At 40.7% G+C, this 13,838-nt stretch carries 12 protein-coding genes; 5 read left to right on the forward strand and 7 right to left on the reverse strand.

What is annotated here, in order from left to right; all coding sequences use genetic code 11:
- The first annotated feature begins 9 nt into the window (after window positions 1-9).
- Window positions 10-1,197: a hypothetical protein gene (locus tag WKR92_RS13835; RefSeq protein ID WP_375558430.1), complete on the forward strand. Its 1,188-nt coding sequence runs from the start codon at window positions 10-12 to the stop codon at window positions 1,195-1,197.
- Here WKR92_RS13835 and WKR92_RS13840 read toward each other — a convergent pair.
- Window positions 1,194-3,335 carry a S46 family peptidase gene (locus WKR92_RS13840; RefSeq protein WP_375558431.1) on the reverse strand — a complete coding sequence of 714 codons (2,142 nt, stop codon included), beginning with the start codon at window positions 3,333-3,335 and terminating at the stop codon, window positions 1,194-1,196. The genes WKR92_RS13835 and WKR92_RS13840 overlap by 4 nt on opposite strands.
- Before the next feature lie 68 nt (window positions 3,336-3,403).
- On the opposite strand from WKR92_RS13840, the gene WKR92_RS13845 reads away from it, so the two are divergent.
- Complete coding sequence (locus tag WKR92_RS13845) at window positions 3,404-5,191, forward strand: chloride channel protein (protein ID WP_375558432.1); 1,788 nt, start codon at window positions 3,404-3,406, stop codon at window positions 5,189-5,191.
- A gap of 43 nt (window positions 5,192-5,234) precedes the next feature.
- Here the strand turns inward: WKR92_RS13845 and kdsB are convergent, their stop codons facing one another.
- The 3 genes from kdsB to trpS are packed head-to-tail and all read right to left on the reverse strand — an operon-like array spanning window position 5,235 to window position 7,610.
- Entirely contained in the window at window positions 5,235-5,981 is a 747-nt protein-coding gene (kdsB, locus tag WKR92_RS13850) for a 3-deoxy-manno-octulosonate cytidylyltransferase (RefSeq protein WP_375558433.1), read from the reverse strand.
- A gap of 16 nt (window positions 5,982-5,997) precedes the next feature.
- Complete coding sequence (locus WKR92_RS13855; RefSeq protein ID WP_375558434.1) at window positions 5,998-6,612, reverse strand: deoxynucleoside kinase; 615 nt, start codon at window positions 6,610-6,612, stop codon at window positions 5,998-6,000.
- Window positions 6,613-6,614: 2 nt separating this feature from the next.
- Window positions 6,615-7,610, reverse strand: a complete 996-nt coding sequence (trpS, locus tag WKR92_RS13860; protein ID WP_375558435.1) for a tryptophan--tRNA ligase — start codon at window positions 7,608-7,610, stop codon at window positions 6,615-6,617.
- A gap of 213 nt (window positions 7,611-7,823) precedes the next feature.
- Here trpS and WKR92_RS13865 point away from each other — a divergent pair, with 213 nt between their 5' ends.
- The 3 genes from WKR92_RS13865 to WKR92_RS13875 are packed head-to-tail and all read left to right on the forward strand — an operon-like array spanning window position 7,824 to window position 10,474.
- A complete protein-coding gene (locus tag WKR92_RS13865; protein WP_375558436.1) occupies window positions 7,824-8,927 on the forward strand; it encodes a fatty acid desaturase family protein in 1,104 nt (367 codons plus the stop codon).
- Window positions 8,928-8,941: 14 nt separating this feature from the next.
- A complete protein-coding gene (locus tag WKR92_RS13870) occupies window positions 8,942-9,661 on the forward strand; it encodes a lysophospholipid acyltransferase family protein (RefSeq protein ID WP_375558437.1) in 720 nt (239 codons plus the stop codon).
- A 51-nt stretch (window positions 9,662-9,712) separates the two neighbouring features.
- Window positions 9,713-10,474 (forward strand): ABC transporter ATP-binding protein, encoded by a 762-nt coding sequence (locus WKR92_RS13875; protein ID WP_375558438.1) that lies wholly within the window; start codon window positions 9,713-9,715, stop codon window positions 10,472-10,474.
- A 152-nt stretch (window positions 10,475-10,626) separates the two neighbouring features.
- On the opposite strand, the gene WKR92_RS13880 is transcribed toward WKR92_RS13875, so the two are convergent.
- From WKR92_RS13880 to WKR92_RS13890, 3 genes are read right to left on the reverse strand one after another with little or no spacing between them, the layout of a single operon-like run.
- Entirely contained in the window at window positions 10,627-12,453 is a 1,827-nt protein-coding gene (locus tag WKR92_RS13880) for an ABC transporter ATP-binding protein (RefSeq protein WP_375558439.1), read from the reverse strand.
- A gap of 43 nt (window positions 12,454-12,496) precedes the next feature.
- Window positions 12,497-13,027 (reverse strand): hypothetical protein, encoded by a 531-nt coding sequence (locus tag WKR92_RS13885; protein WP_375558440.1) that lies wholly within the window; start codon window positions 13,025-13,027, stop codon window positions 12,497-12,499.
- Window positions 13,028-13,034: 7 nt separating this feature from the next.
- The gene (locus WKR92_RS13890) at window positions 13,035-13,817 is read right to left on the reverse strand and encodes an SAM hydrolase/SAM-dependent halogenase family protein (protein ID WP_375558441.1); all 783 of its coding nucleotides are present in this window, start codon (window positions 13,815-13,817) and stop codon (window positions 13,035-13,037) included.
- Window positions 13,818-13,838 lie beyond the last annotated feature (21 nt).

Below are 13,838 nucleotides of genomic sequence, written 5' to 3' on the forward strand. Positions count from 1 at the left end.
TAGCTAAGAATGAAGCTACAGATAATCAAAGCGAGCTTAGGTTACGATGGTAGCGGCAACTTAAAAGAGGGTCTTATCCTTCAAAAACAGTATGATTGTCTGCTGCTTGGTGGAAGCCAGAATATTACTGTGGATGGTATTGAATCGGTCCGTTTTTATCTCAACAGCAAACAGGTTCCCGACGGGGATATCAGGCTTTGCTTCCCTAAGAGTGATCGAAATACTCAAAATAGACGTCTTGATGCTGAAGACGAGTTAGCATTTCAAATCACGGTAGTTAACCCCTTACTCCAAGGGGGTGGCTTACAGTTAGAATTTCGTTTTAAAGAAGCAACGAACGAAAGTGGAACTCCGGTCGTCACCAGACCAAGGAGGTTTAAATTTTGGATACACTATGCTTTTCGTTGGTTTCAAAGACCTCAAGTACTAAATGAGATAACGGAGCGAAAAGTATACCCGTGGAAAATAAGTCAACATAGCACTTCTTTATGTGGTATTGCATGTATTTTCTACTTCTTGATTAAGGACGATCCAGATACCTATGAACGCTTAGCCCTGCGCTTGCATCAGTACGGTTATGCGCATCATAATAATTTCTTGATCTTACCGAATGCATATTTGTGTCGTATTGATCCAGAAAAGAATCACCAATATCCAAGAAATATGGCCTATGTCGATTGGATTACATTAGCTTCAGTGCGAAATGTAGAAAGTCGGTTAGGATATCAAGGTAGGGCAAGTCAGGTGGCGAGTGCGATTAATTGGCCCCATATCTTGATCAAATTGGGTCGGAACTTCTTGGGCTATCAAAACACCCACTTTAAATTATTTTCACCTATAAAGACGTATATACGGGATTACCTGAAAGATAATATTAAATTGAAAATTCTGGTAGAAGAGGTGGATCGATACTACCAACAGGGATCGAAGATAATTCTGTTGGTGGATTCGGATATGCTTTATAATCACTCGCATTACCATCTTAAAAACTTCATTCAATACCATTGGGTGGCTTACGAAGGCGGTCTACGGATGGTCGATCAGAAGGGAGAGCCGACTAGCGACTATGCATCGGTTAGGACAATATGTTTCGATATTTTCTCTTGGGGTGAAGAAATAAAGCATTCCCGTACGTCCAAAGGGATTTCCAGGAATGCTTTTATTAGAAACTATTACGGCTATATCCGTATAAGTTAAATACCCATTTCCTCTAGCAGGAAGTTGGCATTGTCTATTTTGTCAGCTACCCAAAGTACGTAGCGAATGTCAACACCAATCGACCGGCTATAGCTTTCATTCCAAGCAAAATCATTGATTGTAGCGTCGTATGCACGGTCAAAGTTGACGCCTACCAGTTCTCCTTTGGAGTTCATAATGGGTGATCCCGAATTACCACCCGTGGTATCCATGTTGTATAGCATGTTTACCGGTACATCACCTAACTCATCCATAGCATACTTTCCAAAGTTTTTTGCTTCCCACTCTTGTCTGATTTTTTCAGGGTAATCATACTCTGGATTGTCTATACGACCTTTTTCAATGATCCCTTTGATTGTAGTAAAAGGTGTTACGTAGGTTGCGTCTGCTGGCGAATAACCCCGAATATAGCCGAAGGTTAAACGTAGTGTGCTATTCGCATCGGGAATAAAGTCTTTCTTTTGAAACCTTTCTTTAACTGCAACATAATCGCCCATTAGTTTATTGAGAACTCCTTCTTGACGTTCTGCTTCAGGACGTAATTCTATAAGTTGTTGATTGATAGCTTGCTGAAAGACCATAAGCTCATCGGAATAGCCAAGTAGGGCTTCAGGTGATTCTAATAATTCATTGAATACAAAATCACGGTCTTTTAATTTTGATGACGAAAGACTGGTATTAACAAACTGTAATGGGTTGGAAACCATTTTCATGGCAGCGATAGGTTGATCGCTTGCTATTTCCGCTCCGTCAACTAACATATGTCCGAAGATTGCGCTATCGACGTCAAAATAGTAGCTGTCATATATTCTTTCTAATGCACTCTTTAAGTTCGGTAGATTGGCTTTAAAAGCTTTTGGTTTGTTGGTGCTCGCGATTAAAGAGGCCTTAAATGAGTTTATATAGCGAGCAGCATTCAATAGACTGGTACTTGAATGGATTTGGCTGAACCACATATCGCGTTTTGCATCCGCAAAAACTTTTTGGTAATATTGATCGATATCTGACATCAAGTTGCCATAGTTATCCTTAAGCTCTGGGCTAGCTGCTATAAATTCCGCTAAGGCTTGGTCTTCTTTTTCTTTCGTTGCAACAAGTTGGATGCCGTTCAGTCCCTTCATTTTGCCTTGGTAATTTTTCATTACGTTGGCATTTCTTTTGATGCGCGTTGCTAAGCTGATTTCAGTAGCCTTGTTATTCTTTCCCGCTTCCTCCATTACTTTATTTTGAAATTCGTAAAGTTCTGATGTGTATGGAAGTAAGAATCTTTCTTGATATTCAATGTATTGTGCAGGTCGGTGACGGAAGGTGCGACCCGGATAACCAAGGATAAAGGTAAAATCTCCTTCTTTAACACCTTGCGCGTTTACTTTTAAATGCTTTTTAGGGTTGTATGGAACATTGTCTTTCGAGTAGGAAGCTGGTGATCCGTCCGGTGCTACATAAGCCCGGAGGAAGGCAAAATCGCCTGTATGTCTTGGCCATACCCAGTTATCACTTTCCCCGCCAAAGACTCCAATGCTTTCCTTCGGTACATAGACCAAGCGTACATCTTCAATGGTTTTATAACGGAAGAGTACATAGCTTTTGCCGATAAACATTTCCGAAACCTCTGCCTTGATAGAGGGGTCTTTTTTCTCTGCCTCTTGTGCTATTTTTTGTCTTTCTTTGGTAATGATTCGTATTCTTTCAGCTGGATCATGGGCTGATGCAGCAGCTTTCAGCACGCGGTCAGAAACATCTTCATATCCTTCTGTAATACGAATGGTTAAACCTTTCGCTTCAATTTCCTGCCCTCTCTGTGGTGCGACAAAACCATTGGTCAAATAATCGTTCTCTGGCGTGCTAGCTGCCTGTACAGCGCCGAATGCACAGTGATGGTTGGTTATGATAAGCCCTTCGTCTGATACAAAGGATCCTGTACATCCGCCAACGCGGACAAGAGCGTCAACCAGTCCGACATTTCCAGGATTAAAAATATCTGTCCGGTCGATTTCCAATCCGGCTTTTTTCAAGTCGACTCGGTTCAGATCACTTAATGGGTACATTCCTTCGTCGAGGTTCGTGAAGGAATTGCTGCAGAAACCCGCGATAACAAGGAAAACTATCGCTAAGGTATTTTTGTTAAAAATCTTCATAAAATATTAAATACTGTGGAACATATTATATTTGTCAAAGTTAAGAACTTTCCGAATAGTAAACGATCATGATAAAAAAGGCCATACGTGTAGTTAATAAGCTGAACGAGTGGAGAATACAGCATATATCTAATAAAAACTTTATGATCATCTTGGCGGTGATCGTTGGTTTGATTGGAGGATTGGCGGCTTCTGCACTCAAAGCATTAACCCATTATATTGCTACAGTATTACAAAATGATGTTTCTTGGGATTTTAGAGGATATTTATTTCTCGTGTTTCCGATGGTCGGGATTCTGTTGAGCGTACTCTATGTGCGAAAGTTTATTAGGGCTAAAAAGATGGAACATGGGATTACACCGATTTTGTATTCCATCTCAAACCGATCGAGTCGTATACCGGTACATAATGTCTATTCGCAAATTGTTACAAGTGCGCTGACTGTGGGTTTTGGTGGCTCCGCAGGACTGGAGGCACCAATCGTTGCAAGTGGATCAGCAATCGGTTCTAATATCGGTCGTTTTTTTGGATTAAACTATCGAGAGGTGACGATGTTACTGGCCTGTGGTGCTGCGGCTGGTATCGCTGGTGCCTTTAATAGTCCGGTTGCGGGGCTTGTCTTCGCAGTTGAGATCCTGTTGGCAGAGTTTTCTATTCCGGCTTTTATTCCATTATTAATGGCAGCCGCTACTTCTTCCGTTGTATCAAGGCTATTATATGAAGAACCCTTATTCCATTTGGTTACTGATACATGGCATGTTGAATCTCTATTTTTTTACTTCGTTATCTCCATTTTAGTAGGACTGTTTTCCATTTTCTTTAACCGATTGAATTATCGTGCTGCGAATTGGTTTAATAATTTTAAAAACCCATACAGACGAGCGATTGTCAGCGGGTTGATTCTCGGAATCTTAATTTTCGTTTTTCCTGCATTATATGGAGAAGGTTATTTGGCAATCCAGCAACTGTTGGCTGGGCAAAACTTGTCTTTGATGTCTAATAGCATTTTCAAGGAATATCAACATATTGGTTGGTTGGTTGTGTTATATGCGGCAGTCACCGTTTTCGCCAAGGCCTACGCGACGGTTTTTACGCTTCACAGTGGCGGTAATGGGGGTAACTTTGGACCTAGTCTGGTAATGGGCGGACTCTTAGGTTTTGCTTTTGCTCACGGCGTTAATCTCACAGGACTAGTTGAATTGAATACAGCTAACTTTATTGTGGTAGGGATGGCCGGTGCGCTAAGTGGAATTATGCATGCTCCGTTGACGGGGATCTTTCTGATCGCGGAAATTACCGGTGGTTATGCTTTAATGGTTCCTTTAATGATCGTTTCGGCCATTTCGTATTTCATCAACAAAAGTGCATTAAAATACTCGATATATACACAATCGCTTGCCGAAAAAGGAGAGTTATTATCCTATGAAAATAAAGATAAAACGGTGTTACGGATGATGAAATTGAGATACGTGGTGGAAAAGAATTTTACAATACTGCACCCGGACGAGAAAGCTATAGACCGCAAACTAGATATTCTTTATACGAAACGAAATATTTTTCCTGTGGTTGACGATAACCGTGAATTGTTAGGTATTATATATAGTGAAAAGCTCTTTGAGATTTTAGTGGGCGAAAGTCAGGGAGGGAAAACGATGAAAGAATTAGCTCAGGCCCCACAAGATGTTATCCGGATCGACGCGAATATGTATGATGTGATGCGGAAAATGGATCGGGAAGACATCTGGACTCTGCCAGTGGTAGATACCAATAATAAATACGTGGGTTTTGTGTCGAAGTCGGCTATCTTCAATAAGTACAGAGCGCTGTTAATGCGGATGGGAACTTATTTGGAGTAGAATAAAATGTTACCAGCTAGAAAGAACCACTACGTTGACCTCCTTAAAGATCGTCTTTAAATAGAGCAATTACCCGCTCAACATCATCTGGAACATCAATGCCATGTGACTGGTATGGAGTTTCAGCTGTTTGTATTTTGTAGCCATGCTCTAACCAGCGCAATTGCTCGAGCGACTCAGCCAGCTCGAGAGGAGATGGTGGAAGTTCCGTCAACTGTATTAGAGTAGAACGACGAAAAGCATAAATACCGATGTGTTTAAAATAAAGATGTTTATCGAGCCATGATGATTGCTCCGCGTCGCGGAGATAGGGGATGGTGCTGCGACTAAAATAAAGTGCCTTCATGCCCTTTGTCACAGTGACTTTGGGAATGTTATGATTAAATAGATCTTCTGCGTCATCCACCTTTTTAATGAGCGTGGCAATGTTGACCGAGTCATCCTTAAAGCAGGCTGTTAATAGATCGATCTGTCCTGCTTGGATAAACGGCTCATCTCCCTGGATATTGACGACTATATCGGCATCATCAAAATGAGAAGCCGCTTCCGCACAACGGTCGGTTCCACTGGTGTGGGATTCAGAGGTCATAATGACGCGACCGCCAAATTCTTGCACGTGAGCTGCTATTCGTTGGTCGTCTGTAGCAACCACCACCGACTGTATACTTTTCGCTTGGCTCGTGCGCTCATATACACGCTGAATCATTGACTTACCGGCGATGTCTATAAGTGGTTTGCCTGGAAAGCGGGTAGATGCATATCTGGCTGGTATGATGGCGATGGTTTTCATGCTCGATTTGTTTTCGCTAAAACAGGCCGTGTAGTTCTCTTTCTACACTTTCGATAACAAAGGCCAAGTCTTCAGTTCGGTTCGCGAAATCGAGCTTATCTTTGTCGAGAATTAGCAATTTACCTTGATTATAACTACTGATCCACTTTTCATATTTGTCGTTTAGCTTCGATAGGTAGTCCAAGCGAATACCCGCTTCGTAGTCGCGGCCCCGAATCTGTATATTATTAACTAATGTTGGAACAGATGCTTTTAAATAGATTAATAGATCTGGCGCGATTACAAACTGTAAAACACTTTCAAAGATATTACTGTAGTTTTCGAAGTCCCTTTTGCTCATAAGACCCATATCGTGTAGATTTTCTGCAAAGATATAAGCGTCTTCATAGATTGTACGATCTTGGATGATATCGCGTTTTTCTTTCTGTAGTGCTAACATGTGACGAAAGCGACTGTTCAAAAAGAAAATCTGTAGGTTGAATGACCAACGCTTCATATCGCTATAGAAATCTTCCAGATAGGGATTGTGTTCGACCGCTTCGAACTGGGGTTCATAACCCAATTGTTTAGCGAGCAGCTCTGTTAAAGTGGTTTTGCCGGCACCGATATTACCAACGATAGCTATATGCATAATTAAAAGGGCTTAATTCCGATGAGCTCACGAACGTCAGAGATTGTTTTTTGAGCAGAAGCTCTTGCTTTTTCAGCTCCCATGGTAACTACCTTTTGTAGATACTCGTGATCATTAGCAATGTCATTAATACGATTACGAATTGGAGCGGTTGCGATGATCATATCTTCCGCAAGCTGCTTCTTAAAATCACCGTAACGTATTTGACAGCGATTGTACAAGTCGTCGAAATGGTTTAACGTATCCTCGCTTGAGACAATCTTCATGAGATCGAATAAGTTTTGGATATAGTCTGGCTTCTCTTGATTCTCTTCGGTAGGTCCTGAATCAGTTACTGCCTTCTTTACTTTTTTACGAATAACATCAGGTGAATCTGATAAATAGATTGCATTTCCTTCACCCTCTGATTTTCCCATTTTCCCTTTCCCGTCTAACCCAGGTATTTTTACTAATTTTTGTTCAAAGCTAAAGGCGTATGGCTCGGGGAAGTAGTCATTCTGGTACAGTCGGTTGAAGCGATTGCCAAAGGTCCGCGCCATTTCCAGGTGTTGTTCTTGGTCTTTACCGACAGGAACCTTAGTAGCTCGGTGAATGAGAATGTCCGCCGCCATTAAGACCGGATAAGTCAATAGGCCTGCATTGACATTATCTGGATGCGAACGTACCTTATCTTTAAAGGAAGCACTGCGCTCCAATTCACCTAAATAGGCGTTCATATTGAGATAGAGATAAAGCTCGGTAATCTCAGGAACGTCAGACTGTACATAAATAGTGGCTTTTTCCGGGTCAATTCCAGCTGCTAAATATTCGGTGACTACCTGTCTAACATTTTGATGCATTTCTGCTGAGGTAGGATGCGTGGTAAGAGCATGCAAATCGGCTATAAAGAAAAAGCAATTATAATTATCCTGCATTTCCAGGAAATTCTTTATTGCCCCATAATAATTTCCTAAATGTAATTTTCCGGTGCTCCGGATACCGCTAACAACTGTTTCCATATACCTGCGAAAATACAGATTTCCTACAATACAGCAAGCCTTGGTCTTGAATAATTTAACTCCACGGTCTCGTGACCAAGGTAAACTATTTTGACGTTACGCAAACAATTTGATACAAATGGGAGGTGAATTATGGGGTTTAATTGTTATTTTTGTGTAGCTAATAGGATTTTTACAGTTTTTGTTCGAGCAATTATTTATCTGTTTATTTTAATGAAAGATACACTTGTTAAACCTACGTACCGCAAAGCAGGCCCTGATGATTTCTTTAAGAAGCTGCAGAAAGAAGTACAAGAAAATGTATTAAACAATCCGAAGATTCAGCGTCGGAATGTGATTAAGTCTATAGGAGTTCTGCTATCCTATTTTGTATTGTACGCTTGTGTTTTACTATTTGGGAATAACACGTTTTTGTTGTTCTTTTTTTATATCCTATTGGGCTTTAATACCATCATCTTGTTTATCAATGCTTTTCATGATGCTGCTCATGGCGCCGTGTTTAAGACTAAGAAGTACAACAAATGGTTTATGTACGTGTTGGAGCTGTTTGGTAGTAATAATTACATCTGGTCTAAACGACACGTGTTATTACATCACCCGTATCCGAATGTTCAAAATTGGGATACAGATATTAAGCAGAGCGATTTAGTGCATCTGTTTCCAGACAGCCCACTGCTAAAAATCCATAAATATCAGCATATTTACATGTGGCTTTTATACCCATTATACACATTAAATTGGCTATTTATCCGTGATTTTAAAGATTTCTTTGGGACGAAAGACAATTACTTAAAAAGGATTCTGAAGATACCGCGGATTGAATATGTTAAGATGTTTGCTGCGAAGATCTTTAATCTCTTCTACCTAATCGGAATTCCTATTCTGGTGCTGTCTCAACCATGGCACTTGATTTTACTAGCTTGGCTAGTTATGCATATTTCTGCGAGTTTACTAGGTGTTGTTGCTTTAATATCAACTCATGTGGATGAAGACGCTGTATTTCCTATGCCTCCGGAAGATGGTAAGATGAATAGCACTTGGGCAGAACATCAGCTGATGGTGACAAAAGATTTTAGTGCAGACAGCCCTTTAGCGAACTTCTTGTTCGGTGGTTTTACGCATCACGTGGCGCATCACCTGTTTCCACATGTTGCCCATACGTATTACCCAAGAATCACACCTATTATCCGTCGTTATGCAGAGGAGTATAATTTGCCATATAAATGCTATCCGGCGTACCAGGCGATGTTGTCCCATTATTATTTGCTGAAGAAAAGCGGCGTAAAGGAATCGATTTTTGCGCATGGAGAAATTTAATGTATTAAGAAGCCGTGAAGCACATACATCGGAATTTATATTATGCAGCCGTTTTCTTGATATTTATTCCGTTTTGGCCGATTTTGTTTATTTTACGAAAACAGAGTCATAAGCGCTATTCGACCTTTGTAAAAATTCGTAAAAAAATTGCCTTAGCAGCTTCGTCGCTCGTCGGTTTTAAGTATCAGATTCAATGGGAGAAGGAGGTTGACTGGGGTCGAAACTATATTGTTTGTGCGAATCACACCTCAAATTTAGATATTACGGCAATGATCAAGGTGTGTAAACATGACTTTTCTTTTATAGGGAAAGATGAGTTGCTAACAAACCCCGTAACCGGACTTTTCTTCCGAACAATAGATATCCCGATTAAACGTACCAGCAAGATGTCGTCATTCCGTGCATTTCGGAGGGCACAAGAGTACTTACAGGAAGGGAAAAGCATTGTTATATTCCCAGAAGGAGGTATTGGTGAAGATTACCCACCTGTACTTGACCCTTTTAAGAATGGTGTCTTTAAGTTGGCGGTCGACTTAAATCTTCCGATTTTGCCGGTTGTCATTGAAGATGCGTGGAAAGTATTTTGGGATGACGGAGCAAAAAAAGGAAGTAAACCCGGGATCGTTCACATTCGCGTACTTAAGCCTATTGAAGACGAAGACTTGACTATAGGGGCAAACGAACTAAGAGATAGGGTGTATGGCCTTTTTAAAAAGAACTTAAATTCGACCTAATCGTAACAAATACCAGACTCTTTAGTCTAAAATAAAAACGCGATACTAAGAATGATAGATCAAGCTCTCATAAGCATTACTGATATAGGAAGAAAGTACGTTATCGGCACGGAAACCATCCACGCATTAAAATCCGTTTCCTTACAGATCAATAAGGGAGAGTTCGTTGCCTTAATGGGTCCATCAGGTTCTGGGAAGTCAACCCTCATGAATATTTTAGGTTGTTTAGATACGCCGACTCGAGGCGAGTATTATTTAAATAACATTCGTGTGAGTGAGATGTCTGAAGATGATCTGGCGGATGTGAGAAACAAAGAAATCGGTTTTGTTTTCCAGACATTCAACCTATTGCCGCGTTCAACTTCTTTAGACAATGTGGCTTTGCCCTTGGTATATTCTGGTGTTAATAAAACCAATAGATTGGCTAGGGCACAGGAAGCGCTGGAGAATGTTGGATTAGGTAATCGTGTTCATCACAAACCAAATGAACTGTCGGGTGGACAACGGCAACGGGTAGCCGTGGCACGTGCGCTGATTAACAATCCTTCGATTATTTTAGCAGATGAGCCAACTGGTAACTTGGATACGAAAACATCTGTAGAGATCATGGGTCTGTTAGAAGAAATCCATTCGAAAGGCAATACCATTGTATTGGTGACGCACGAGGAGGATATTGCACAACATGCACATCGGATTGTTAGAATGCGAGACGGTTTGATTGAAAACGACTATCGTAATGACAATGTAAAGAGTGTATCGCCGCGTTTAGAAGCTTTAAGGGATGAAGAGAGACGAAATAGCGAAAATCTATAAAGCGTTTTTGAGAACCCAGTAACGAAAAGCCAATATCCCTTTTTGAACGGCGGTGAGATTTAAAGGGTCTTTACCCGCATATCGTGGCAGGATAGCATTATTAATTCTTAATAAAAGCTTAAAGAATAATTTTTTCATATAAACAAAACAGCTTAGAGCTGAATTGGTTTGTTTTCTGTTTGCAGCTCTGACAGGTAACGATACATGCCACCCTCTTGTTGCATGAGGTCGTCGTGGGTGCCACTCTCTATTACTTCGCCATTATTAACAACGATGATTTTGTCTACTTGTCTGATTGTGGAAAGACGATGCGCGATGATGATGGATGTCCGATTTTTAAGTAGTTCTTCCAAAGCCTCTTGTACAAGTCGTTCTGATTCAGAATCGAGTGAAGATGTTGCTTCGTCGAGAATTAAAATGGCTGGATCCTTCAGTAGAGCTCTGGCAATGGCAATCCGCTGACGCTGTCCACCGGAGAGTTTGACACCTCGCTCGCCAACTAGGGTTTGATAGCCTTCCGGAAAACCAGAGATAAATTCGTGTGCATTAGCACGTTGCGCTGCTTCCACGATTTCTTCTTCTGTTGCATTGAGTTTACCGTAGGCAATATTGTCGCGTATGCTACCGCCGAATAAAAGAACATCCTGGGGGACAATGGCGATCTGGCTGCGAATATCGGTTAAAGAAAAACTCTCAGCTGGCTGACCATCAAACTTAATAACACCCCCTTGTGGATCATAAAAGCGTAGTATTAAAGAAGCAATAGTTGACTTTCCACTTCCGCTAGATCCGACGATAGCGAGCTTCTCGCCAGCCTTTACCTGAAAGGATATGCCCTTTAGAACGGGTACTTCTTTTCTGGAAGGGTAGGCGAATTGCACTTGGTCAAATGCAAGATTACCCGATAGTGTTTCTACTTGACTCGGGTCTACCTGCTGCAATGAAACTGCTTCCTTATTTTCCTCGAGTAACTCAATTACCCGTTCACTAGCTCCTACAGCTTTTTGTACATTCGCGTAGAGATCAGGGAAGCTGCCCATGGATCCTGCTACAAACATTGAATAGAGAATATAGGTTGTTAAGTCGCCGACCGACAGTTCTCCGTTGTATACTAAGACCGACCCGTACCAGATCACTCCAATGATAGCACCAAAAATGCAGAAGATGATAAATGCGACAAAGGCTCCGCGATAATTGGCTCCACGAATAGCAACCTGTACAACTTCTGATAGTGAGTTTTTATATCGCCCAGCTTCAAAAGCTTCATTAACAAATGCTTTTACATTGGAAATCCCTTGAAGGGTTTCCTGTATGATTGTATTCGAATCGGCTAGTTTATCTTGAGTTTCTCTGGATAGGTTCCTAATAAAACGACCGAAGAAGACCGCTGCAACAATCATTAAGGGAAGAATAGTCAAGTTTAGCAGAGTAAGCTTTGGTGATACGATAATTAGGAACACTAAACTACCGATTAGCGAAATGATTTGTCGTATCATCTCCGCCAATGTAGTAGTCATAGTCGTTTGAATCTGAGTTAGGTCTGCCGATAGGCGACTGTTTAGCTCTCCAACCCATCGATTCGAAAAGAAGTTCATAGGGAGCGATATCAGATTGAAATAGGTGTCGCGGCGAATGTCGGCAATCGATTTTTCAGATACTTCGACAAATAAGCGTATACGAAAAAAGGATACGAAGGCTTGGAAAAATACTATTATAAATGAAATGACACCAATTGTTTGAATGCTCATCGGGAGCCAGTCATATTTTTGCACGGATTGAGCGGCATCAATCATGGCACCAAGCAGCGCCGGAAAGGCGAGTACAGTAACACTCGAAAAGAAGAGAAAAACCATACCGATAAGAAATTTTGTCCGGTAGGGTTTGAGGTACCTTAAAAGTTTTTTTACGCTTTTTATGGTGTCTTTATTTATTTTGGCTTTTGGAAGCTCTTCTTTAGACGTTGGTGTCTTACGTGCCATACTTTATTTGTGAGATCTATAACGGGGTCAAAAATACTAAGAATTAATGGATACCTTTTGTTTTACGTCCAAATTTGAGCTTATAGAGTATAAAGACTAAAATAATGACAAGAATAAAACAAAAGACAAGCAAGGTCAAATACCGATTGCTTTGATTTTCTAATTCTTGGATTTGGAGATTCTGAGCTTCCTGATGTTTTTGGAGTTTACTGATGGTGTTTACATAACCGTTGATACGGTCCTTGTTTTCTTCTGCCTGATAAGAGATGAAGCTCTTCTCCATGTCTTTATAATCTAACAGAACTTTTGTCTCCTTAAAAATACGATTATCAGTCTGAACAATTTCTCGTAGGATATCAATGGAGGCTTGCATATCTTTCTTGGTTTTTAGACCAAAAATACCTGTTTTGGCTTCTAAGCTTTGATTAAACTGACCGAAGCGTGCGCTGCGCTGATCAAGTAGATCATTAACTCGCTGTCGCTGCACCTCATAAGCAAGACTATCTTGTGCGTAACTTTGTGCATAAGAAAACGTGAAGAATAAACAGAGATATAAACTTCGATAAAAAGACATTGTTTATTTATTTGTTTAGAAATTCTATTCGAACGACTTCGTCGGCTTTCAGTCCCAGTAAGCCGCTAGCATTCCCTTTATTGATAGCAATTTCGAGGTAATTGCTAATTCCAAAAAGACAAAGCTTTTCTCCCTCCGGAACTTCGTTGTAATGCCAGCTTAGATGACTGATAGTTTCATTGCGTTTGAAATTTAACACAAAAGGACGATCTCTCTGTACCTGTGTGAAAAGCTCTTTATGAATATTAGTAATAACATTCTGAAAGGAATCGATATAGATAACTCGTCCTCGAATAGAGTCGTCGTCTACGATGGGCTCTAGTGTTTTCTTTTCGACCAAATTGTCAACATGCTCGCCGATTTCTGAAAGCTTTCCTCCTTTGGCTAAATGACAAGCAGCTTTGGCAAAGATGTCTGTCAGCGGGAAGTGCAGAAACTTTAGGTCTTGTATAATTGAAATTTCTACAATCTCCTCAGGTTGATCATCAAATATCAACGAGAAAATACCATTGTCTGCACCAATAAAATAGTAACCTTTATACTTCATGGCGAGATAACGGGTCTCTTTATTATAGACCGAATCTACGCCAATGAGATGGACGGTTTTCTTAGGAAAATAGTGATAGGAGTTTTTAATGATAAAGGCTGCTTGTTGCAGATCAAAGGGTGCAATGTCATGTGAAATATCAACGATTCGAACCGCTGGCAGTAAGGAAAGCAAGCTTCCTTTTAACGCGGCCTGATAAAAATCTTTGTGTCCTAAATCTGTCGTTAAGGTTATGATACCCATTATTAAAAATATCTCCTACAG

The organism is Albibacterium profundi, from assembly GCF_042159835.1.
Lineage (GTDB): Bacteria > Bacteroidota > Bacteroidia > Sphingobacteriales > Sphingobacteriaceae > Albibacterium > Albibacterium profundi.

What these genes read in the sequence shown, in the direction of transcription:
- WKR92_RS13835 (WP_375558430.1), top strand. Translation starts at nt 10, where the DNA reads ATGAAGCTACAGATAATCAAAGCGAGCTTAGGTTACGATGGTAGCGGC.
- WKR92_RS13840 (WP_375558431.1), bottom strand. Translation starts at nt 3,335, where the DNA reads ATGAAGATTTTTAACAAAAATACCTTAGCGATAGTTTTCCTTGTTATC.
- WKR92_RS13845 (WP_375558432.1), top strand. Translation starts at nt 3,404, where the DNA reads ATGATAAAAAAGGCCATACGTGTAGTTAATAAGCTGAACGAGTGGAGA.
- kdsB (WP_375558433.1), bottom strand. Translation starts at nt 5,981, where the DNA reads ATGAAAACCATCGCCATCATACCAGCCAGATATGCATCTACCCGCTTT.
- WKR92_RS13855 (WP_375558434.1), bottom strand. Translation starts at nt 6,612, where the DNA reads ATGCATATAGCTATCGTTGGTAATATCGGTGCCGGCAAAACCACTTTA.
- trpS (WP_375558435.1), bottom strand. Translation starts at nt 7,610, where the DNA reads ATGGAAACAGTTGTTAGCGGTATCCGGAGCACCGGAAAATTACATTTA.
- WKR92_RS13865 (WP_375558436.1), top strand. Translation starts at nt 7,824, where the DNA reads ATGAAAGATACACTTGTTAAACCTACGTACCGCAAAGCAGGCCCTGAT.
- WKR92_RS13875 (WP_375558438.1), top strand. Translation starts at nt 9,713, where the DNA reads ATGATAGATCAAGCTCTCATAAGCATTACTGATATAGGAAGAAAGTAC.
- WKR92_RS13880 (WP_375558439.1), bottom strand. Translation starts at nt 12,453, where the DNA reads ATGGCACGTAAGACACCAACGTCTAAAGAAGAGCTTCCAAAAGCCAAA.
- WKR92_RS13885 (WP_375558440.1), bottom strand. Translation starts at nt 13,027, where the DNA reads ATGTCTTTTTATCGAAGTTTATATCTCTGTTTATTCTTCACGTTTTCT.
- WKR92_RS13890 (WP_375558441.1), bottom strand. Translation starts at nt 13,817, where the DNA reads ATGGGTATCATAACCTTAACGACAGATTTAGGACACAAAGATTTTTAT.